Here is an 18,353-nt window from a genome sequence, read left to right on the forward strand (position 1 = left end):
CCCCGGCACCCTGCCGCCCAGCCACCCCGGCACCCTGCCGCCCAGCCACCCCGGCACCCTGCCGCCCAGCCACCCCGGCACCCTGCCGCCCAGCCGCCCTGCCACCCCGGCGCCCTGCCACCCCGGCGCCCTGCCGCCCCGGCGTCCTGTCGTCTGGTGGGCGGAGGGCCGGCGTGCTGGACGATGTGTGCTCGGAGAACGTGACACCCGTAGTGGGTGTGAGAACACCCGTTGCGGGTGTCACGTCTGCGGAACACAGATGGCCGAGATCCGTGTCCCGTCTCCCCCGGACCGGACCGGGGACTCGCCTCCGCGTGCGCTGCCAGCCGGTGAACGTGATGGTGGTGGCGTGTGGCGGCCGGCCGGTGCCACACGGTGCAGTTCACGGGGCAGCATCGACGGCGATCGCCGAGGAACCATCACCGGCCGGCCGGGTCACTTCGCCGGTCTTGCCCAGCGACGAGCACACCGTTCACACAACGCCGTCTACATGCGCAACCACCGCAACGGACGGATCTTCACCGGCCTTGGACCGCCGACCGACGGCGACGGCGACGGCGCCGGCGCCGTCGAACCGCTGATCCAGGTCCGGTTTCCGCTACCCGGCACCCGTCGTCGTGAGGCCTGGCAAAGCGGGGCCGGACCGGACATGCGCTGGTAGCGAGCCTTTACTGATAAGCCAGCAGGATCAGGGCCCACGACCAGCCAGCGCCGCTCGGCTGGCGCTGGGCGCGTCTCAACGGTGCTGTGACAGCACCCACGACCAGCCGAACTAGTCAGCCAGACCCCGCAGAGTCCCGCTGATCAGGGCAGTGGGCGTAGGTAGCCGCCGGCGGCCAGGGCCTTGGCGTGCCGGTCGTAGTGGGACGGGTCGGCGGGAGTCAGGGTTGCCAGCCCGTCGACGTAGCGGTTGAACATCGAGAAGGCGGCCGCGATCAGCACCGTGTCGTGGATGGACCGGTCGTCGGCGCCGGCGGCGCGGGCCTGGGCGATGTCGTCGGCGGTCACTTCGCGGCCGCTCACCCGTACCTTGTCGGCGATGGTCAGAAGCGACCGCAAGGTCGCGTCCTGCGGATCGGCGCCGCCGAGCTCGCGGGCCACCGCCCCGTGGGTCTGCGCGCAGAAGTCGCAGTCGTTGCCCCGGGAGACGTGGGAAGCGATGGTCTCCCGCTGGGCCGGAGTCAGCGGTGACGGCCCGCGAAGCAGGGCCTCGGCGAGCTGGTTGAGCGGGCCGGCGGTGTCCGGATGCGCGGCCAGTAGCCCGACGATCCCGGGCAGCGGCGGAAGATCGATGTGCGGCATCGTGCCACCTTCCCACGCCTGCGGCGCCCATGACAGCTATCGATCGGCGCACATGGGGGCGTCGTGCCGGAAGTTGGCGACCGGGGGACCCGTCGTGCGAGGCCACCGGCAGTCAGGTGGTGGCCTCGTGGAACGCGGCCGGGATGTCGGGGTGGCCGGTGGTGAGGAGCAGTTGCAGAAGCAGGCGGGCCTTGTACGGGTCGAGGAACCCGGCCGGGATCAGACCGCGGGAGAGCAGGTCGCGTTCCGCGCCGGGGTAACCGTAGGTGCTGGTGGCAACACGGCCGGCGCCGGTCCGGGAGGTGAGGACCACCGGGATGCGGCGGGCGGCCGCCTCCAGGTGTGGCACCCAGGTCTCGGGGACGTGGCCCACGCCGAGGGCGGCGATGACCAGGCCGTCGGAGCGGTCGGCGAGCAGCGGGAGGAGGCTGCCGTCGTCGCCGAGCGTCGCCGTGTGGAGGGTGACCCGGGCGGGCGCGGCGAGCGAATCCGCCGGGACCGTGTACCGGCGGGGCGGGCGGTTGAGCAGGTGGGCACGGCCCTCGGTCAGGTAGCCGAGCGGGCCACCGTTCGGGGAGGCGAAGGTCGCCACGCTGGTGGTGTGGGTCTTGCGGACCCGGTCGGCGGCGTGGATCTCGTCGGCCGTCACCACCAGGCAGCCCAGGCCGCGCGCCTCGGGAGCGGCCGCCACGCGAACCGCGGCGAGCAGGTTGGCGGGGCCGTCGGCGCCGGCCAGGGTCGGGTTGCGCATCGCCCCGGTGACGACGATCGGTTCGTCGCCGGTGTGGAGCAGGCTCAGGGCGTACGCGGACTCTTCGATCGTGTCGGTGCCCTGGGTGACCACCGCGCCCGCCGTGCCCGTCGCGAAGGCCTCGCGGAGCAGCGAGACGACCTCGGAGAGGTCGGTCAGCGTCAGCGCGGCGCCGGGCCGGTTGCGGACCTGCCGCACGTCGAGGTCGATGCCGGTGTCCGCGAGCCCGGGCACGGCGGCGACCAGCTCGGCCGTGGTGAGGGTGGGCGCCACTCCCCCGCTGGGCCGGCTGGTCATGGCGATGGTTCCGCCCAGGCCGACGACGACGATCCGCATGCCCGCCAGGCTAATCCGATGGGATGCCCCGCTCGGTGGCCCGTCAGGCGATGCCTGCCTCTTTGGCGAGGATCGCGGCCTGCACGCGGGAGGCGCAGTTCAGCTTCGCCAGCACCCGGGAGACGTGGGTTTTCGCGGTGGCCTCGGTGATGGCCAGTTCGGCGGCGAGGTCGGCGTTGGACAGTCCCCGGCCGAGGGCGGCCAGGACGTCGCGTTCCCGGTCGGTCAGGTGGTCGAGGGCGGCCGGAGCCGTCCGTGGCGCCGGGGTCTCGGCGAAGGCGGTGAGCAGCCGCCGGGTCACCTCGGGGGCGAGGACCCCGTCGCCGGCGGCGACCCGCCGGACCGCGTCGATCAGGGCGCCCGGCTCGACCGACTTCAGCAGGAAACCGGCGGCACCCGCACGAAGCGCGCCGAACAGGTATTCGTCCAGGTCGAACGTGGTGAGCACGAGCACGTCGGCGTGCCCGGCCGCGGTGATGTCACGGGTGGCGCTGATGCCGTCGACGCCGGGCATCCGGATGTCCATGAGCACCACGTCGGGGCGCAGCGCGGCTGCCTGCCGGACGGCGACCGCCCCGTCGGCGGCCTCGCCGATGACCTCGACGTCGGTGGCGGCCTCCAGCATGAGGCGCATGCCGGCCCGGACACCGGCGTGGTCGTCGGCGAGCAGGACACGGATCATGACCGGTCCGGCAGTCGAAGGAGGCCACCCCGGACGCGGATCATGACCGGCCCCGGGGTCGAGGAGGGCTGTGCACGGCGTTGGTCATGTGTCTCCCCGGAGTGGCAGGGTGGCCTGAACGGTCCAGTGGTCGCCGTCGCGGCCGGCGGTCAGTTCGCCGCCGAGCAGGGTGGCCCGTTCGCGGATCGACAGCAGCCCGGTGCCGGCGCTGAGCGCCTCGTGGTCGATGCTGTTTCCGCTGGTCATCGTGTTGCTGACGGTGACCGTGAGCCGGTCGCCGTCGGGACGTACGTCGAGGCGCACCGACGATCCGGGGGCGTGTTTCCCGGCGTTGGTGAGGGCTTCGCCGACGATCCGGTAGACGGTCTGCGCCACGACCGCCGGCACCGGCACGTCCACGACGTGCGTGTCGACGCGCAGGCCACCGGCAGCGGCGGCGGCGAGGTCGGGCAGCCGGTCGAGGCCACCGGGCAGGCTGGGATCGCGGGGCGCCGGGTCGTCGGCCCGCAGCAGCAGGATCATGCTGCGCATCTCCTCGAGGGCGGCGAGGCTGCTGGCGCGTACCGCCTGGAGCGCCGCCCGGTCGCGCCCGGTGTCCGGCGGCCGGGCCAGGGCCGCGCCGGAGTGCATGGCCGTGGTGGTGAGGTGGGCGGCGATGACGTCGTGCAGGTCGCGGGCCATGGCGGCGCGTTCGGCGACGACCGCTTCCCGGGCCGCGAGGTCGCCGAGTTGCCGCTGCTGGCGGATGTTGGCGGCCCACCACAGGGGCACGAGCAGCAACGTCACCAGTTGGAGGCAGATGAAGACGGCGAACCGGACCTGTCCGGCGGCGAGCCCGCCGACGACGCTGGCGGTGCCGGTGAGCACGAACGCGCCGGTGGTCAGGGCGGTGCGGGCCCGGTCGGACGCGAACAGCGCGGCCGAGAACAGCAGGTCGAACATCACCAGGATGACGGCGATGCTGCCGCCGAGCAGCGCGTCGACGGCGAGGATCGCGGTGCCGGCGGCGAGGGCGGCCATCGGGTGCCGGCGTTTGCCGAGCATGACGAGGCAGCCGCCGAGCAGGGTGAGGTGGTGCCAGCCCGGGTTGGGCTGCTCGGCCGGGGAGGGCCACAGCATGGTGAGGCCGACGAGGTTCAGCACGAGCCCGGCGGCGAGGGTGGCCGCCGCGGTGACGGCGTCCTGGAACCGCGTGTTCGTCCGCCACAGCTGTCGTACCCGCACGGTCCCATCCCACCACGACGGTGTTCGACGGGCGTACATCCTTCGGCGGACGACGGCCCGTGCGCTCACCGGGAGAGTGAGGGAATGGATGTGGCGTCTCTCGGTTCGCTGGTGTTGCTCGCGCTCGTCGACTCGACCAGTTTCGGCACCCTGCTGATCCCGATCTGGTTCCTGATCCAGCCGGGCCCGGTCCGTGCCGGGCGGGTGGTGGTGTTCCTGGGCACGGTGGCGCTGTTCTATTTCGGTGTCGGTGTGGCGGTGGCGCTGGGCGCCGACCGGTTTCTGCCGCAGCTGACCCGGCTGCTGGACAGCCGGCCGGTCCTGTGGGGGCTGCTGGTGATCGGTGTCGGCATGTTCTTCTACAGCTTCCGGATGAACGGCTCGACGAAGCCGCTGCGGACACCGCCGATGGAGGGCAGTCTGCTGCCGCTGATGGGCCTGGCGCTGGTGGCCGCCGCGGCCGAGGTGACGACGATGCTGCCGTACCTCGCGGCGATCGGCCTGATCACCACGTCGTCGATGAACGCCGCCCAGATCACGGCGACGATGGCCGGCTACTGCCTGGTGATGATCCTGCCGGCGCTGGTGCTGCTCGGCGTGCGGATGGCCACCGGCAAGCGGCTGATGCCGGTGCTGACCAGGTTCAGCCAGTGGCTGGCCCGCAGCGACATGATGGGCTGGGTGGTGGGGATCGTCGGTTTCCTGCTGGCCCGCTACGCGGCGGCCGAGCTCTACCTGATCGATTGACCGGGGAGGCCGGGCGCGGTCGGCGTCCGGCCTCCACAACGGTGCCGTCAATCCAGGTCGAGCCGAGGCCAGTCGGCCAGGTCGGCGAGTAGCCGGCGGTCGTGGGTGGCGACCACCACGGCGGCGGACGTCTGCCGCAGCGCCGCGGTCAGCTCGTCGACCAGGGCCGCCGACAGGTGGTTGGTCGGCTCGTCGAAGATGATCAGATCCGGTCGTGAGGTCAGCTGTGACGCCAGGTCGAGGCGGCGCTGCTGGCCCAGCGACAGGCGTGACACCGGGGTGCTCCACGCCTCCGCGTCGAGCAGGCCGGTCGCGTCGGTGGGGCAGATCCGGCGTGCGGTGGCGCCCGGCGGCCAGTCCGGGACCTCCTGCGCCACCAGGGCGACCCGGGCGGTCGGCGATCGGTGCACCGTGCCGCTGGTCGGGGCGAGACGGTCCGCCAGGACGGCCAGCAGGGTGGACTTGCCGGCGCCGTTCGCGCCGGTGACCACCAGGCGGTCACCGCCTTCCAGTTCGAGGGTGACCGGCTTGGTGAGACGGGCGCTCACGCGTACCCCATGGGTTTGCAGAAGGGGGACGCCGCGCCGCGTCGCCGGCTCGGGCCACCGCAGAGCCGGCGGGGGTGGCGGCACGGTGATCTCGTGTGCGGCGAGGGCCGCACGTTCGCGGTTCAGGGCCTGGATCACGCCGGGCGTGTGGGACTGGCGTTGGTGCTTGTCGACGCCCTTGTCGGGGCGCCAGCCGGTGGACAGCCGGTTCCGGGCCCGGTCCACGGCCTCGGCCAGACGGCGGTGTTCGGCCCGCTGCTCCTCGTGCTCCTGCTCCCAGCGCTGCCGGTCGCGGCGGCGGCCGTCCTGCCAGGCGTCGTAGCCGCCGGCATACCAGCGCGGCCGGCCGTCGCTGCTCGGGTCGAGGTCCAGGAACTCGCGGGCCACGTCCCGCAGCAGCTGCCGGTCGTGGCTGACGATCGCCAGGCCGCCCGGATGCTCCCTGAGGCGGGCGGTCAGGAAGGCCAGGCCGTCGGCGTCCAGGTGGTTGGTCGGCTCGTCCAGCAGCAGGATGTCGTGGTGGGCGCCGAGCAGGCAGGCCAGCCGCACCCGGTAGCGCTGGCCCACCGAGAGGGTGGACAGTTCGCGGTCGCGGGCGGAGCAGGCGTGCAGCGCTTCCAGGGCGATGTCGACGCGGCGGTCGGCGTCCCAGGCGTCCAGGTGGGTGGCGGCGTCCAGGGCCTGCGCGTACCGGTCGTCGGCGCCCGGACGGCCCGCCGTCAGATCGCCGGTGGCCCGGTCGAGGGCTTCCAGAGCGTCGTGCGAGGCGCGCAGTGCCGCACCGGTGAGTGTGCCGACCGTCTGGCCGGGGCCGGCGGCGAGGGCCTGCGCGGCCAGGCCGATCCTTCCGGCTCGGTGTACGGCGCCCGCGTCCGGGGTCAGCAGACCGGCCAGGACGTGCAGCAGGGTGGTCTTGCCGCGGCCGTTCTCGCCGACGATCGCCAGACGGGACTTCGGGGAGACCGTCACCGAGACGTGGTCGAGGATCCGGCGTGAGCCGAGGGTGAGGGTGAGGTCGTCGGCGCGCAGTTGCGCGGCCGTGAGGGTTTCCAGGGACACGGGGTTGCTCCGCAGCTCTCGAAGAGGAGCCGGGTAGCCGGAAGGGGCCGCCCGGCAGGACGCCGAGACGGCGGGCTCTCTGGTCGCACCGCCGTCAGCGGCGGGTGCGCAACCTCATGAACGCGATCCCTCTATACATGACGGCCACGTTAGTGGACCGGCTCGGCGGACCGCCAACCATATTTCCGATGTTCCCATCATCCGGATGATAGGGGTATCGTGATGGGCATGGTTCGGTTGACGCGGGCGCAGCAGCAGGCGCGCACCCGGGCCGCGGTGCTGAGCGCCGCGGCCCTCGAGTTCCAGGAGCACGGGTATGCGGAGGCGAAGATCGACCGGATCGCGGAGCGGGCCGAGCTGACCCGAGGGGCGGTCTATTCGAACTTTCCGAGCAAACGCTCGCTGTATCTGGCGGTGCTGCTCGACTCGTGGCCGCACCGGCCGATCGGCGGGTCTTCGGCCGGGCATGCCGGCGCTTCCCCCACGGCTTCCGTCGCCGGTTCCTTCGCGGCTTCCTTCGCGGCTTCCTTCGCGGCGGCCGAGCCGGCTTTCGGGGTTGCGGCGGCCGCTGAGGCGTTCGCCCGGGTGTGGCTGGAGCGGCTGCCGCTCACCGGTGACACGGCCGCCGGCGCCAAGCTGCGGGCCCGATCGGTGGCCGGAGTGTTCGACGACGAGCCGGGGCGACGCGTTCTCGGCGAGATCACCCGCCTCGAAGGGCTGCTTCTCGGGCTCGCCTTGGAGTCCTGCCTGCCACCGGGCGGGCGGCGGGTGCGGCTCGCCGAGATGATCCTCACCCTGCTGCACGGAGCCGACCATCTGGCCGAGTCGGCGCCCGGGTTCGGGGATCCGTTCGACCTGGCCCGCGCCTGCGGCCACCTCACATCCATCTCGCTGCACGATGAATGGAACCCACCGCACCTCGATTTCATCCCGGCGGCGCGTGCCTGCGACGACCCGTGGGAGCCACCGGAGGAGGTCGACGACGGGGTGCTCGTCGTGCTCGGCGCTCGCCGGCTCAGCGCGGCCGAGGAGGCGGTGCGGGCCGCCGACAACATCACCATCGCGGCCGTGACCAGCGACCCCGCCGAGATCGGGGCACTTGTGCGGCTGCGGGTCGACGGTCTCATGGACATGCTGCGGCAGATCTTTCCCGGCGGGGTGCGACCGCCCGTGCGGATCATCACCGACCGGTCCGGCCGATTCGCCGACGCGATCGGGGCGGCGGTGGGAGACGACGCCGAGGCTGCCGTGCGGATCCGCGGTGGGCGAATCATCGCGCGCGCCGATGGCCGCGGCGCCGGGCACGCGGCGGCGACGGCATGAGCGAGCTTGTGAGCGAATCGGTCAGCTCAGTTTCGAGCTCATGGCGGCGCCGGAGCGAAGCGGAGGGGGCGGCATGAGTGATCCGCTGGTGCTGCACACGCTGCGGTGCATGGGATTCACCGACCTCGAGCGAGTGGCGGAGGCCGGTGGGTGGTCGCCGGAGGAGACCGAGTCACGGTTGATCGACCTTGCGGTCCAAGGGCTCGTCACGCGTACGCCGGGGGCCTTCGGCGGCTGGGGTCTCACCGAGGCCGGCAAAGTCGCCGACGCGCGCCTCGTCGCGGAGGAAGTCGTCGCGGCGGGCGCCCGTGACGCCGTGACCAGCGCCTACCAGGATTTCATGGTCCTCAACCCGGAGCTGCTGGATCTGTCGACGGCATGGCACATGCGGACCGTGGACGGAGTGGCGACCGTCAACGATCACACGGACCCCGCCTACGACGCCCGGGTCCTGGCCCGTTTCACCGACCTCGACAGGCGGGCCACCCCGGTGTGCGCGGCGCTGGCGTCGGCGCTGCCCCGCTTCGCGGCCTATCGGAGGCGGCTCGGCGCGGCGCTCGCGCGGGGCGACCTGACGGAGACCACCTCGTCGTATCACAGCGTGTGGTTCCAACTGCACGAGGATCTGCTGGTCACCCTGGGAATCCCGCGATGATCCACGCGCTCTCCCCCGGCCTGCGCCTGGATGCCCCGGTCATCGGCGGCAAGGCCCACGGCCTCGTCACCCTCATGCGGCTGGGACTTCCCGTACCGCCCGGTTTCGTCCTGCCCACGACGTTCGGCCGGCCGGCTCCCGACAGTCCTGCCGGAGCCAGCCCACTCCCCGTCGACGGGCTGGCCGGAGCCGCCCCGCTCCCCGTCGACGGGCTGGCCGGAGCCGCCCCGCTCCCCGTCGACGGGCTGGCCGGAGCCGCCCCGCTTCCCGTCGACGGGCTGGCCGAGGCCGTCCGGGAGCTGGAGACGGCGTGCGGTCGCCGCTTCGGTGACCCGGCCCGGCCGTTGTTCGTGTCGGTCCGTTCCGGGGCGGCCGTGTCCATGCCCGGCATGATGGACACGGTGCTCAACGTGGGCTCGGCCGACGCCCTCGACGCGGCGGTGCGGCAGGTCTTCGCCTCGTGGAACACCCCTCGCGCCATCACCTACCGGGAGCTGCACGGCATTCCGCACGACACCGGGACAGCGGTCGTGGTGCAGGCGATGGTCTTCGGCGACCGCGACGACCGCAGCGGCAGCGGGGTGGCGTTCAGCCGCGACCCGAGCACCGGCGAGCGGCAGCCCTACGGCGACGTGCTGTACCGCCGCCAGGGCGACGCCGTCGTCTCCGGAACCGTCCCGACCCTGCCGCTGGACACGCTCGCCACCCGCTCCCCTGCGGTGTGGGCGGAGCTGCTCGACGCGCTCGACCGGGTGGAACGCCACTACCGGGACGTCTGCCACGTCGAGTTCACGGTCGAGTCCGGCCGGCTGTGGCTGCTGCAGGTCCGTCCCGGCGGGCTGTCCGGGCGGGCGGCGGTCCGCGTCGCCGTGGACCTGGTCGACGAGCGGCTCATCGACCGGGCGACCGCCCTGCGCCGGATCACCCCAGCTCACCTCGCGGCGGCCACCGTTCCCCGAATCCGGGCCACCGCCGGGCTGACACGCGGCCTGGGCGCCAGCCCGGGGGTGGCCACCGGCCGGGTGGCGGTCACCGCCGACAGCGCCGTCCGGATGGCGTCCGGCGGTCCGGTCGTCCTGGTCCGCCCGCACACCTCCCCGCTCGACATGCACGGCCTGGCGGCCGCGGCCGGGATCCTCACCACCACCGGTGGCCTGACCAGCCACGCCGCCGTCGTCGCCCGGTCGATGGGCAAACCCGCCGTCGTGGCCGCCACCGCCCTCAGCGTCGGCGCCGGCCACCTGGTCGCCGACGGCCGCACCTTCCCCGAGGGCACCCTGATCACGATCGACGGCAGCGGCGGCGACGTCGTCCTGGGTGCCGCTGAGACCGTCGCCGGCGACGGCGACCCCCACCTGTCCCGTCTGCTCAGCTGGACCAGTTGACCGGCCGTGACCGGCGCCCGGTCCCGCCGCGCAGACCACGGCAACGTGACCGCACGCCCTGCACGACCGGATTCCGCCGAACGCGGGTGCCGTCCGCCGCCGGACCGTGGTGCGCGACCGGATCGGCGACCGGCGGAGACGTCATTCGGTCAGGAAGCGGGGCGCAGAGCCTCGTCGAGGGCCGCCTCGCAGTGCAGGCGGGTGGTCGGGAACACCGGAACCGGGCTGTCGGTGTCGTCGACCAGGAGCTCGATCTCGGTGCAGCCGTAGATCACGCCCTCGGCGCCCGCGGCGACCAGACTCCGGATGATCCGCCGGTACGCGTCGCGGGACTCCGGCTTCACGATGCCCAGGCAGAGCTCGTCGTAGATGATCTCGTTCACGATCCGCTGGTCCTCGGCGGACGGCACCAGAACCTTCAGCCCGTGGTCGGCCAGCCGGCCGCGGTAGAAATCCTGCGACATGGTGAAACGGGTGCCCAGCAGGCCGACCGTCGTGACGCCGCGTCGTTTCACGGCCTCGGCCGTCGTGTCGCCCAGATGCAGCAGCGGGATGCTCACCGCGGCCGCCACCTGGTCGGCGACCTTGTGCATGGTGTTGGTGCACAGCACGACGAACTCGGCGCCGCCCTGCTCCAGCACCTTCGCCGCCCTGCCGAGGGTGGCGCCCGCCTCCTCCCATCGGCCGTCGGCCTGCATCCGCTCGATGTCGGCGAAGTCCACCGAGTACAGCAGGCAGCGGGCCGAGTGCAGGCCACCGAGACGAACGTGTGTGAGGTCGTTGAGTATCCGGTAGTACTCGGCGGTGGACTGCCAGCTCATCCCACCGAGAAGCCCGATCAAGCGCATCCGTCGACCATATCGGTCAGGACGTCACCGAAGGTTCCGGTGTCCTGAGGCGTAGGCGATGCCGTCGATGTCTTCCCGTGCCGACCGAGCTCAGCCCGGCGGGCGCGGCACAGGCGGGAGTGGCACTCGGTCGCGGCTTTGCCGTACCGGAGATGGTTCATGGGTTTGTCTGGCGGCGCGGTTCCGCTCGACGGCCCACCCGGCGACGTCCGGTGCCGTGAGATGAGGCTCCGACCGATGGGCTGAGCGTGTGTTCGACACGCGGCGGGCGGTGACCGCGGCCTTTCCCACCCCGGGGGTACGCGGTGGAGCGCCCCCGAGAACAATGGCCGTTCCGGGAAGCTCGGCGCGAGCGCCTGCCCACTCCCGCGTGTGCCGCGCCCGCCGGGCTGACATCGGTGGGCGCACTTGACGACAGAGTTTGATCATGGGCAGCATGGACCGGCTTGGCTCGCGAGAAACAGAGGTCGAACACGTTGCAGAAGGCGTACCCGCTCGCCCTCGTCCCGCTGGTTCCGGCCGTGCCGGTCGCCACCTGGTGGCTGGTCGGCGATCTGACCGATTCGTCCGGTGACATCGTGCTGGACTACGCCTACCAGCCGGTCACGTTCGGCGGGGCCGGTGACGTGATCCTCGGTGTGGGCGCCCTCCTGACGGCGCTCGCCGCGTTCGGGGTCCTGATCCACGGCACGCTCACCGGGCGGATGCGCCGCGCCTGGTGGGGTGTGGCCCTGTCGATCCTGGCGATCGGCGCCTATCTGGGCTGGGCCCAGCGGGTGTGGACGGCCGGGGTCGTCGGCGCCAACTTCGGCGTCGGCCTGACCGCCCTGTTCGGCGTACCGTTCGTGATCACGTTCCTGCTGCCGTCGGTGTGGTCACTGGCCGTGCTGCGCCGCGCCAAGCGCACCGGGCAGGTCGTGCCCTCGTGAACCGTTCCGTGAGCGACGCCGTGCCGGCCGATGGTGACCGTTCGAGCGTCGAGGCGCTGCCCCCGGCCGAGGACCTGAAGTCGCTGGTGCTGCGCACCGACTTCAGTGACGACGACGCCTGGCGGGAACTGATGGAACTGCTCGGCGACGAGGACGCCACGTTCGTCAGCGATCCCGCCTTCGACGGTGTCACACCGCAGACGCTCATCGACGTGGACGCGGACGACGCTCTGGCCTATCTCTTCCTGGCCGACACCGTGACCATGACCGACCCGGGCCGCCCGATGCTCGCCGTCGACCTGGACGAGGGCTCCGGCATGACGTTCCGTGTCGCACCGGAGGGTTATCCGGACGTGTCCCGCAACCTGGTCATCGGCAATCTCGACTTCGAGGAGTTCGCCGACGCCGTCGACGAGGACGGGACCTACCGCCGCATGGGCTGACCGGCGTCCTCGGGTCGTGCCGGTGGGTGACGGCCGTCCGGGCCGTGGGAGAGCCGGCAGTCCGGCACGGCCGGGGCGGCAACCCGCGGCCTCGATCCCACGGCCCGGCCCAGCGCCTCCGGTGGGCCGAAATGGAATCGCGACCACTATTCCACGCGCTGTGACGCGCGGGGCTATCCGGTTTCTTACACCTCTAGGGTGGTCGCGTGGCCACCGTACGCGTCGAGACCGTCCTGTCCGTTCCCGTTCAGCAGGTGTGGGAGGCGGTGGCCGACGTCGGGGCGGTGCACCGGCGGATGCTGCCGCGGCGGGTGCTCACCACCCGCATCGACGGCGCCCACCGCATCCTGACCATGCCCGACGGCACGGAGGTCCGTGAACTGATAGTGGCCGTCGACCACGAGTTGCGGCGGATGGCGTACACCGTGGTCGAGGGTCAGCGGATGCCGCTCACCTATCATCACGCGTCGTTCCAGGTCTTCGAGGACGGCGCGGGCAGCCGTCTGGTGTGGCAGACGGACGTGCTGCCGGACGCGATGGCCGCCCACGTCCGCCCCCGCGTCGAGGCCGGTATCCGGGAGATCCGTGATGTCATCGAGGCGGCCGCGCTCACCCCGCGAGACTGAAGGGCCTGGTGCCACCGGGGCCGGTCCGCCGTCATGCCGCGATCTTCTCCGGTGCGCCCGGAACGGGTTGGCGTCGCCTTCGAGGGCCGGCGACGACGACGAACGGGATCGTGGCGAGGGCGAGCAGACCGCCGGTGATCGAGAGCGTGGCGTAGCTGGTGGCGCTCATGACGAGGCTGCTGGCGAGGCCACCACCGGCTCCGGCGAGGGCGATGCACAGATCGACGTTGCCCTGGACGCGGGCGCGCCGTGCGGCCGGGACGGCGTCGGTGATCATCGCGGTGCCGGCGACGAGGCCCAGATTCCAGCCGAGGCCCAGCAGGCTGAGGGCGAGGCCGAGCAGCGGGACGGAGTCGTCGGGGGCGGTGGCGGCGACGACCCCGGCGGCGAGCAGTGTGACGCCGGAGGCGACGGCCACCGGCGTACGGCCGACACGGTCGACGAGGATGCCGGTGACCAGTGACGGCAGATACATGGCGGCGATGTGCAGGGAGATGACCAGGCCGGTGGCGGCGAGGTCGTGGCCGTGGTCCCGCATGTGCACCGGGGTCATGGTCATCACCGCGACCATGACGAGCTGGGTGAGGATCATGGTGGCGGCGCCGGCGGTCAGGCCACCCGCGGACCGTGGCGCTGCTTCGGCGGTCGCGGTAGGCATGGCGCCGGTCCGCACGGCTTGGGAGATCAGCAGCGGGTCCGGGCGCAGCAGCAGGAAGAGGATCACCCCGGCGATCGCGTAGGCGACGGCGGCCAGGGCGAACGGGCCGGCCAGGGCGGGCAGGCCGAAGCTCTCGGCGGCGCGGCCGGTGGCGGCGACGAGGTTGGGGCCGATGATCGCGCCGACGGTGGTGGTGACGAGCACTGAGCTGATCGCCCGGCCGCGGCGGTGCGGAGGGCTGAGGTCGGCGCCGGCGTAGCGTGCCTGCAGGTTCGTGGCGGTTCCGGCGCCGTAGACGAGCAGGGAGATCAGCAGCAGCACGACGCTGTCGAGGGCGGCGGCGGCGACCACTCCGGCGCCGCCGAGCGTTCCGGCGGCGTACCCGGCGGCCAGGCCGGTGCGGCGGCCGTGGCGCTGGGACATCCGCCCGACGGCCAGGGCCGCGATCGCGGAGCCGCCGGTGTAGACGGCCGCCGACAGTCCGGCGAGAGCGCCGGCGCCGAGCATCTGCTCGGCGAGCAGGGCGCCGACGGTGACGCCGGCGGCCAGGCCGGCGCCGCTGAACACCTGCGAGGCCATCACCACGCTCAGGGTCCGCTGGTGCAGCGCCCGGCGGGTCTCGGGATCGTCGAGATAGCTGGAGATGGCCATGGGTGCCCGGGTTCCTTTACCGTCGGCGACGCGTTCCGGTCTTGTATACATCATGTATACCAGTTGCGGCCATCGTGGCCGGGGCCCGACCGCCGGTGACGGCGACTGGCGGCCCGCCCGGAAGAATGACGTCGTCCGCGCGTGTCAGGCCACTGCGAGAGGAAACCCTTGGACGCGAGCACGAGTGCGGCGGAGCGTGCCTACCGGGCGATCCGTGACGGCATCCTCAACGGGGTACACCCGGCCGGCGCCATGCTGGGCGAGGAGGGTCTCGCCCAGCAGATCGGGGTGAGCCGCACGCCGGTTCGGGCCGCGCTGGGCCGCTTGCAGGACGAGGGCTGGATCGTCATCTACCCCAAGCGGGGGGCGCTCGTGCAAGGGCTGAGCGAACGCACCATCGCCCACCTCCAGGACACCCGCCTGATCCTGGAGGCCGCCGGGGCCAGCCGAATCGGCGCCACCGCCCGCGGACAGCTCGCCGAACGGCTGCGCGCCTCGATCGAAGCGCAACGCGACGCCTTCGGGGACCGCGACGTCCGGCGGTTCATCGAGCTGACGATCAGCTTCCACCGCGCGTTCGTGGAGGCGGCCGGCAACGACGTACTGCTCGAACTCGCCGACCGCCTGGCCGACCGGCAACGGTTCCTGCTGTTCTGCAAGGGCGACCATCTGCTCGCCCGGTGCGACGACATCATCGCCGAACACGAGACGCTGGTGGAACAGTTGCGCACCGGCGACACCGCCGGCTTCACCGAGACGCTGCGCCACCATCTCGACGACAACTACGTGCCCGGCCCGTGAGGTTTCCGGCATCGGTTACCTTGAGCGCGTGCCGAACGCCGATGAGTCCCGCGAGTCCGGGCTTCCCTGGTTCCTGTGGCCGGTCAGGGCCGTCGCCATCGTCGTCGTGTTGCCGTTCCGCCTGCTCCTCGAGGTGCTCGCCTATGCCCTGACGCCGCTGGCCTGGCTGTGGCATCACCTCGTGGTGGTTCCGGTCACCTGGCTGTGGCGTCATCTCGTGGTGATTCCGCTCGCCTGGCTGTGGCGCGACGTGTTGGAGCCGGTGCTGCGGCTGCTCGGCAAAGGGCTGCTCGCGGTGCTGACGTGGGTGTTCGCCATGCTGGCGGTGCCGCTGCGGTGGCTGTGGCGGCAGGTGATCGTGCCGGTGGCGGAGGCGTTCCACCGCTGGGTGCTGCGGCCGATCGGGATCGCGATCGCGGTGAGCCTCGAGTTCCTGTGGCGGTGGGTCCTCGCGCCGGTCGGCCGGGCGGTGTGGTGGTTCCTCCGGGTCGGCTGGGACGGGGCGTACCGGTTCGTGCTGCGACCGATCGGGATCGTGGTGCGGTTCGTCTGGCGGTGGACGTTCGGGCTGCTGTTCCAGGGGGTCGCCTGGGTGTGGCGGGCGGTGGTGGCCCCGGCGGGCCGCTGGGTGCGTGACGAGATCCTGCGCCCGGCGGGCGCGGCGGTGCGGTCCGCGCTGGCGGCGCTCGGCCTGCGCTGACCTCCCGGGCTGACCTGGGCATGGGCCCACCCGGCATGCGGGATCATGGGCGGTGTGAAGGGGCGCACGTTCGGGATCCTGTCGCCGTTCGTCGGCGGCGACTACTACGGCGCGATCATCGAGGGGATCAACCGGGCGGCGGTGGCCGCCGGTGACCGGGTGATGGCGATACAGACCCTGGATCCGGGGTCGCACAGCGCTGACCGCAGCGGTCTGCCCGATTTCGATCGGCCACTGGCCTGGCGTCACCTGTCTGGGCTGGTGGTGCTGCCGGGCGCGGTCGCGACCGGCTACGCCGCGGCGGCCCGCCGCGCCGGGCTGCCGGTGGTCTTCGTGGCGCAGGAGGCCGCCGCCTCCTCGGTGGTCCTGGCCGACAACCGCAGCGGGGTACGCGACGCGGTGGCACACCTTGTCGAACACGGGCACGAGCGGATCGCGTTCGCCGGCTACCTCGCACACTTCGACCTGCGGGAACGGCATGCCGGGTACGCGGAGGCGCTGGCCGCGAACGGTTTGGAGCCGCTGGTGATGGACACCGGCGACAACCACGAGAGCGGTGGGGAGGCGGTCGCCGACCTGCTGATCCGGGCCGGGATGCCGGTGTCGGCGATCGTGCTGGGCACCGACCGGAACGCGATCGGGCTGATCACCCGGATGCGGGCCGCCGGATTCGACGTGCCGCGGGAGCTGGCCGTGGTGGGGTTCGACGACATTCCGGACGCGGCGTACCTGCGGCCGGCCCTGGCCAGTGTGCGGCAGCCGCTCGGCGAACTGGGCGCCGCCGTCCACGAGCTGCTGGACCGGCCGGCGCCGCGCCGGTTGGTGCCGACGGTGTTCGTGGGCCGGGAGTCGTGCGGCTGCCCGAGTGGCGGGCCGCCCGTCTCGGAGGAGCACACCCGGGCACTGTTCGGGCAGGTCAGCTATCTGCAGGAGACGTTGAACATCCAGTACGAGCTGGGGCTGGCGCTGCTCGGCGCGCAAGAACGGGATCCGCGGCATCTGGCCTGGCTGGAGCTGACGCCGGCGAAGGCGGGCGCCCTCGGCCTGTGGCATCCGGACCTGCCGGACACGCTCCAGGTGACCGGCGCCTACCGGTTCCCGGCCGGCAGTGTCCTTCCGGTGGATGAATTCCCGCCGATCGACCTGTTCGAACGGGCCCGCGGTGCGGACTCCGACATCGTGTTCGTGGTGCCGATCCGCACCCGGGCCCGTGACTGGGGCATGCTGGCGGCGGTCGGCCGAATCCAGTCGACCACCCCGCCGGGCCGGGAGATGATGAACCATTCCGGATCGTTGCTGGCCAAAGCCCTCGACTACGGGGTGATGCAGGAGAAGCTGCGGCAGGCGGCGCTGCGGGATCATCTGACCGGGCTGCCGAACCGGGTCCTGTTGGAGGACCGGATGGCGCAGGCCGGCCGGCGGGCGGCCCGGGAGCCGGGGTACCGGTTCGCTATCCTGCTGCTCGACCTGGACGGATTCAAGACGGTGAACGACACGTTCGGCCACGCGACCGGCGATCAACTGCTGATCGAGGTGGCGCGGCGGCTGACCGCGCGGTTGCGGCGCACCGATACGGTGGCGCGGCTGGGCGGGGACGAGTTCGTGGTGCTGATCGACGGGGTGTCCGGGTCCGGCGGGACTCACGAGGTCATCGCCGCGATCAAGGCCACGGTGACCGAGCCGTTCACCATCGGCGGGCACGTCGTCGAGGTGGGCCTCAGCATCGGGGCGGCGATCTCCGGCGAGGGCGCCGCGGACCCGGACCATCTGCTGCGCGAGGCCGACGCCGCCATGTACCAGGCCAAGTCAGCGGCGCGGCAGCGATGACCGTTATGTCAGAGAGAGATGCGACCGTGACGACCGATCATCCCGGGCAGATCGCCCGCCGGGTGCATCCCGAGACGTGGCATGAGCAGCTCACCGATCTGAACCATTTCCTGATGGTGTACAAGTTCGGGCTCGCCGAGATCAACACGAAGATCACGATCCTGGCGGAGGAACTCACCCATCGCGGCACCGGCAATCCGATCGAGCACGTCCTGCCCCGGCTGAAATCGCCGGCCAGCATCACGGCGAAGGCCCGGCGGCTGGGCTGCCCGCTCACCTTCGACGACCTGCGGGCGCGGATCCGGGACATCGCCGGGATCCGGATCGTGTGCAGCTTCGTGTCGGACGTCTACACGGTGGCGAAGATGCTGACCCGGCAGCCGGACGTCAACCTGGTCGTCGAGAAGGATTACATCGCCAAGCCGAAACCGAACGGCTACCGCAGCCTGCATCTGATCGTGGAGGTCCCGGTCTTCATGTCGGACCGGGTGGTGGCGGTGCCCGTGGAGGTGCAGCTGCGCACCGTGGCCATGGACTTCTGGGCCAGCCTCGAACACAAGATCTACTACAAGCACGATCCGGATGTGGTGCCGCCGCGGCTGCGCGACGAGCTGACCGCGGCGGCCGAGGACGCGGCCCGGCTCGATCAGCGCATGGAACGCCTGCACCGGGAGATCCACGGCCCGCGCCGGTAGGCCCCGCTCCCGGCTCGTGGTGGACCACGATGTCACCCGCGACCCTGGGCGGCTCATCCGCCGGACGCGGCGCCGGGCGCTCGGGGCCCTGGCTCGTGGCCGGCCCACGGCGTCACCCGCGATCGGATCGCTCCCGGTCTGCGAGCCGGTCTGCTGCTCGTCG

Annotated in this window: 18 protein-coding genes; 11 read left to right on the forward strand and 7 right to left on the reverse strand. The window is 72.2% G+C overall.

The window, feature by feature from the left end; all coding sequences use genetic code 11:
• Positions 1-804: 804 nt before the first annotated feature.
• The 4 genes from AB0I88_RS27185 to AB0I88_RS27200 form a co-directional block, all read right to left on the reverse strand.
• On the reverse strand, positions 805-1,302 hold the full coding sequence (locus AB0I88_RS27185) for a carboxymuconolactone decarboxylase family protein (protein WP_361030358.1): 498 nt from the start codon (positions 1,300-1,302) through the stop codon (positions 805-807).
• A 112-nt stretch (positions 1,303-1,414) separates the two neighbouring features.
• Positions 1,415-2,389, reverse strand: coding sequence for an asparaginase (locus AB0I88_RS27190; protein ID WP_361030361.1), 975 nt, complete (start codon positions 2,387-2,389; stop codon positions 1,415-1,417).
• Between the two features lie 43 nt (positions 2,390-2,432).
• Positions 2,433-3,071, reverse strand: coding sequence for a response regulator transcription factor (locus AB0I88_RS27195; RefSeq protein WP_361030364.1), 639 nt, complete (start codon positions 3,069-3,071; stop codon positions 2,433-2,435).
• 84 nt (positions 3,072-3,155) lie between these two features.
• Positions 3,156-4,295, reverse strand: coding sequence for a histidine kinase (locus AB0I88_RS27200; RefSeq protein WP_361030367.1), 1,140 nt, complete (start codon positions 4,293-4,295; stop codon positions 3,156-3,158).
• An 84-nt stretch (positions 4,296-4,379) separates the two neighbouring features.
• Here AB0I88_RS27200 and AB0I88_RS27205 point away from each other — a divergent pair, with 84 nt between their 5' ends.
• Entirely contained in the window at positions 4,380-5,042 is a 663-nt protein-coding gene (locus AB0I88_RS27205; protein WP_361030370.1) for a GAP family protein, read from the forward strand.
• 47 nt (positions 5,043-5,089) lie between these two features.
• On the opposite strand, the gene AB0I88_RS27210 is transcribed toward AB0I88_RS27205, so the two are convergent.
• Complete coding sequence (locus tag AB0I88_RS27210) at positions 5,090-6,649, reverse strand: ABC-F family ATP-binding cassette domain-containing protein (protein WP_361030373.1); 1,560 nt, start codon at positions 6,647-6,649, stop codon at positions 5,090-5,092.
• A gap of 228 nt (positions 6,650-6,877) precedes the next feature.
• On the opposite strand from AB0I88_RS27210, the gene AB0I88_RS27215 reads away from it, so the two are divergent.
• The 3 genes from AB0I88_RS27215 (at position 6,878) to AB0I88_RS27225 (ending at position 10,012) form a co-directional block, all read left to right on the forward strand.
• Positions 6,878-7,972: a helix-turn-helix domain-containing protein gene (locus AB0I88_RS27215; protein ID WP_361030376.1), complete on the forward strand. Its 1,095-nt coding sequence runs from the start codon at positions 6,878-6,880 to the stop codon at positions 7,970-7,972.
• Positions 7,973-8,045: 73 nt separating this feature from the next.
• Positions 8,046-8,627 carry a transcriptional regulator gene (locus AB0I88_RS27220; RefSeq protein ID WP_361030379.1) on the forward strand — a complete coding sequence of 194 codons (582 nt, stop codon included), beginning with the start codon at positions 8,046-8,048 and terminating at the stop codon, positions 8,625-8,627.
• Positions 8,624-10,012: a PEP/pyruvate-binding domain-containing protein gene (locus tag AB0I88_RS27225; RefSeq protein ID WP_361030382.1), complete on the forward strand. Its 1,389-nt coding sequence runs from the start codon at positions 8,624-8,626 to the stop codon at positions 10,010-10,012. The genes AB0I88_RS27220 and AB0I88_RS27225 overlap by 4 nt, the downstream gene beginning before the upstream one ends.
• A 149-nt stretch (positions 10,013-10,161) precedes the next feature.
• Here AB0I88_RS27225 and AB0I88_RS27230 read toward each other — a convergent pair whose 3' ends face one another.
• Positions 10,162-10,860: an aspartate/glutamate racemase family protein gene (locus tag AB0I88_RS27230; protein WP_361030385.1), complete on the reverse strand. Its 699-nt coding sequence runs from the start codon at positions 10,858-10,860 to the stop codon at positions 10,162-10,164.
• Positions 10,861-11,306: 446 nt separating this feature from the next.
• Between AB0I88_RS27230 and AB0I88_RS27235 the strand changes: the two genes are divergently transcribed.
• The 3 genes from AB0I88_RS27235 (at position 11,307) to AB0I88_RS27245 (ending at position 12,858) form a co-directional block, all read left to right on the forward strand.
• Positions 11,307-11,789 carry a hypothetical protein gene (locus AB0I88_RS27235; protein WP_361030388.1) on the forward strand — a complete coding sequence of 161 codons (483 nt, stop codon included), beginning with the start codon at positions 11,307-11,309 and terminating at the stop codon, positions 11,787-11,789.
• Positions 11,786-12,232, forward strand: coding sequence for a hypothetical protein (locus tag AB0I88_RS27240; RefSeq protein WP_361030392.1), 447 nt, complete (start codon positions 11,786-11,788; stop codon positions 12,230-12,232). Before AB0I88_RS27235 ends, AB0I88_RS27240 begins: the two co-directional genes overlap by 4 nt.
• 206 nt (positions 12,233-12,438) lie before the next feature.
• Positions 12,439-12,858 (forward strand): SRPBCC family protein, encoded by a 420-nt coding sequence (locus AB0I88_RS27245; protein WP_361030395.1) that lies wholly within the window; start codon positions 12,439-12,441, stop codon positions 12,856-12,858.
• 31 nt (positions 12,859-12,889) lie between these two features.
• On the opposite strand, the gene AB0I88_RS27250 is transcribed toward AB0I88_RS27245, so the two are convergent.
• Positions 12,890-14,167 carry an MFS transporter gene (locus AB0I88_RS27250; protein ID WP_361030398.1) on the reverse strand — a complete coding sequence of 426 codons (1,278 nt, stop codon included), beginning with the start codon at positions 14,165-14,167 and terminating at the stop codon, positions 12,890-12,892.
• A 168-nt stretch (positions 14,168-14,335) separates the two neighbouring features.
• Here AB0I88_RS27250 and AB0I88_RS27255 point away from each other — a divergent pair, with 168 nt between their 5' ends.
• From AB0I88_RS27255 to AB0I88_RS27270, 4 genes are read left to right on the forward strand one after another with little or no spacing between them, the layout of a single operon-like run.
• Complete coding sequence (locus AB0I88_RS27255) at positions 14,336-14,968, forward strand: GntR family transcriptional regulator (RefSeq protein WP_361030401.1); 633 nt, start codon at positions 14,336-14,338, stop codon at positions 14,966-14,968.
• Between the two features lie 28 nt (positions 14,969-14,996).
• A complete protein-coding gene (locus AB0I88_RS27260) occupies positions 14,997-15,668 on the forward strand; it encodes a hypothetical protein (RefSeq protein ID WP_361030404.1) in 672 nt (223 codons plus the stop codon).
• A 54-nt stretch (positions 15,669-15,722) separates the two neighbouring features.
• Positions 15,723-17,495, forward strand: a complete 1,773-nt coding sequence (locus AB0I88_RS27265; RefSeq protein ID WP_361030406.1) for a GGDEF domain-containing protein — start codon at positions 15,723-15,725, stop codon at positions 17,493-17,495.
• Between the two features lie 26 nt (positions 17,496-17,521).
• Positions 17,522-18,190 (forward strand): GTP pyrophosphokinase family protein, encoded by a 669-nt coding sequence (locus AB0I88_RS27270; RefSeq protein ID WP_361030408.1) that lies wholly within the window; start codon positions 17,522-17,524, stop codon positions 18,188-18,190.
• Positions 18,191-18,353: the final 163 nt, after the last annotated feature.

This window comes from Actinoplanes sp. NPDC049802, from assembly GCF_040656595.1.
Classification (GTDB): domain Bacteria; phylum Actinomycetota; class Actinomycetes; order Mycobacteriales; family Micromonosporaceae; genus Actinoplanes.

Coding starts and splice junctions, on each gene's coding strand:
- AB0I88_RS27185 (WP_361030358.1), bottom strand. CDS start 1,302: ATGCCGCACATCGATCTTCCGCCGCTGCCCGGGATCGTCGGGCTACTG.
- AB0I88_RS27250 (WP_361030398.1), bottom strand. CDS start 14,167: ATGGCCATCTCCAGCTATCTCGACGATCCCGAGACCCGCCGGGCGCTG.
- AB0I88_RS27195 (WP_361030364.1), bottom strand. CDS start 3,071: ATGATCCGTGTCCTGCTCGCCGACGACCACGCCGGTGTCCGGGCCGGC.
- AB0I88_RS27190 (WP_361030361.1), bottom strand. CDS start 2,389: ATGCGGATCGTCGTCGTCGGCCTGGGCGGAACCATCGCCATGACCAGC.
- AB0I88_RS27230 (WP_361030385.1), bottom strand. CDS start 10,860: ATGCGCTTGATCGGGCTTCTCGGTGGGATGAGCTGGCAGTCCACCGCC.
- AB0I88_RS27225 (WP_361030382.1), top strand. CDS start 8,624: ATGATCCACGCGCTCTCCCCCGGCCTGCGCCTGGATGCCCCGGTCATC.
- AB0I88_RS27205 (WP_361030370.1), top strand. CDS start 4,380: ATGGATGTGGCGTCTCTCGGTTCGCTGGTGTTGCTCGCGCTCGTCGAC.
- AB0I88_RS27215 (WP_361030376.1), top strand. CDS start 6,878: ATGGTTCGGTTGACGCGGGCGCAGCAGCAGGCGCGCACCCGGGCCGCG.
- AB0I88_RS27220 (WP_361030379.1), top strand. CDS start 8,046: ATGAGTGATCCGCTGGTGCTGCACACGCTGCGGTGCATGGGATTCACC.